This window comes from Pelomicrobium sp. G1, from assembly GCF_051905455.1.
Taxonomy (GTDB): domain Bacteria; phylum Pseudomonadota; class Gammaproteobacteria; order Burkholderiales; family UBA6910; genus Pelomicrobium.
This window is the reverse complement of sequence record NZ_JBQACR010000398.1, coordinates 1-262: the sequence shown is the minus strand read 5'-3', so window position 1 is coordinate 262 and position 262 is coordinate 1. Positions and strand designations below refer to the sequence as shown.

The 262-nt window shown below is 75.6% G+C and carries 1 pseudogene; it reads right to left on the bottom strand.

Annotated elements, in window-relative coordinates:
- Positions 1-262: pseudogene (locus tag ACTFO6_RS18985) on the bottom strand (hypothetical protein); the annotation flags it as partial.

The window sequence follows — 262 nt, the reverse complement described above, 5'->3', positions numbered from 1 at the left end:
CAGACAGGCCAGCCGCAGGGCCTCGGCGGGCGCCAGCGCCCCTGCACAGCCGTAGGCCGCGAGCTCTCCCAAGCTATAGCCGGCGAAGGCGACGGGCTGGGGAAGGCGCGGCTCCAGCACCGACCAAGCCGCCAGCGTCGCCGTGCAGATGAGCGGCTGCGCCCAACGGTTCTGGAACAGGCCCTCGGGCGGGCGGCTGGACACCCAGCGCCTGGGATCCTCGCCGAGGACCGCGGCCGCCGCCTGGAACGCCGGCTGCGCC